At 68.7% G+C, this 1,507-nt stretch carries 1 protein-coding gene; it reads right to left on the minus strand.

Features of this window, described 5'->3' with window-relative positions; genetic code table 11:
* Positions 1-23: 23 nt before the first annotated feature.
* The gene (locus tag ACIA1L_RS33415; protein ID WP_396077076.1) at positions 24-1,268 is read right to left on the minus strand and encodes an IS110 family transposase; all 1,245 of its coding nucleotides are present in this window, start codon (positions 1,266-1,268) and stop codon (positions 24-26) included.
* Positions 1,269-1,507: the final 239 nt, after the last annotated feature.

The following is a 1,507-nucleotide window of genomic DNA, read 5'->3' on the forward strand; positions in this document are numbered from 1 at the left end:
GCATGACACCCCCTGTGTCAACCTCACGCCGCTTGAGCGAGCGGCGGGGAGGTGGTGAACCGCGAGGCTCCGCCGTGTTTGGCGGGGTCGTAGGGCTCGTGATTGAGCCAGCATCGGTAGATCACCCGTATCCAGGCGCGGGCCAGGACACGGACCGCCTGGGGATGGTCCATGCCCCGTTTGCGGGCGCGCTGGTAGATGTCTGCGGCCCACGGACTGTCGAAGCGGCTGTTGTGCGCGAAGGTGGTCATCGCGGTGCGCAGGCGTTTGTTGCAGGCCCAGCGGTAGGAAACGCCTCGGTGGCGTCCGGAGGCCTTGGTGACCGGTGCGACGCCGGCGAAGGCTGCGAGGGCGTCCGGGCCGTCGTAGGCGGTGCGCGAGTCGCCCCACTCGGCCAGGATCTGGGCGGCGTTGGTCCGTCCGGCTCTCGGCAGCGAGGCGAACACGGGTCCGTCGGGGTGCTGGCAAAGGTGGGCGTCTACCGAACGGTCGAGGTCCTTCTTGACCGTGCCGAGCGTGCGCAGCACGGCGACCAGCGCAATTACGGCGTCGCGGCCGGCGTCGGTCTCCAGCTCGCTGGTCACGCCAGGTGGGGCTGCCCGCAGGCGTTGCAGGAGCTGCAGCGGGCTGCGGCGACCGGAGTAGCCGTGCTTGATGCAGAAGGCGGCCATCCGCTTCTCGCCCAGGTGAGCGGCGGAGGCCGGGGTCGGGTAGCGGGTGAGGAATTCCAGCGCGATGGGCGACTCGACATCGGCGAAGACGTGCTTGGCGCCGGGCCAGAAGACATCCAGCAACGAGCCGAGCATGTTGGTTGCCATCACTCGAAGCCGAACCAGGTCGTCACGGGTGCGGACCACCGTGCGCAGGGCCTTGGTGTGCTCGGAGAACGGGCGGGCCGCGCTGAGCTTGTGGTGGCGCAACCGCAGGTACTCGGCGATGACCATGGCGTCACCCGGATCGGACTTCGCTCCGGAGAGGACCTCGGCGTCGCGCCATGCCTTGATGGCGTTGGACTTCACCGGCACTACCGGATGTCCGGCCTGCAGCAACACGTCCACCAGACGCCCGTCCGGGCGCTCGATCGCCACGGGTATGGTCTGCGCCTCACCGAACTTCTGCAGTCTGCGGGCCAGTTCGGCGAAGCCGGCCGCGGTATGGGCAATCGTGAATTCGGCGTGGGCCCGGCCGGACTCGTCCAGCACACAGACCGCGTGCTCGGCCGATCCCCAGTCGATGCCGACGTAGTGCTCGCTCTCGGGCAGTGCCACAGCTCTCCTCGTGCCTATCAGCGACAGGCCGGTGACGAAGCTGATCACCGGGCGGTCACTGACTGGCGCTCTGCGGCGCGTCCCTCTGTTGCCGGTCGACAGCTCCGGAAGAGCCGGGGGCGGCAGTGTCATGCGGGCCCTGAAAGGGCGACCACCACGGGCCGTCACCCCGGCTCTCACCGGCATCTAACCACGGGCACCTTCTCAAGTCCCGTAGAGAGGAGGGTCCACCAGTGACC

Origin of the sequence: Actinoplanes sp. NPDC051859 (assembly GCF_044452725.1) — a bacterium.
Classification (GTDB): Bacteria; Actinomycetota; Actinomycetes; order Mycobacteriales; family Micromonosporaceae; genus Actinoplanes.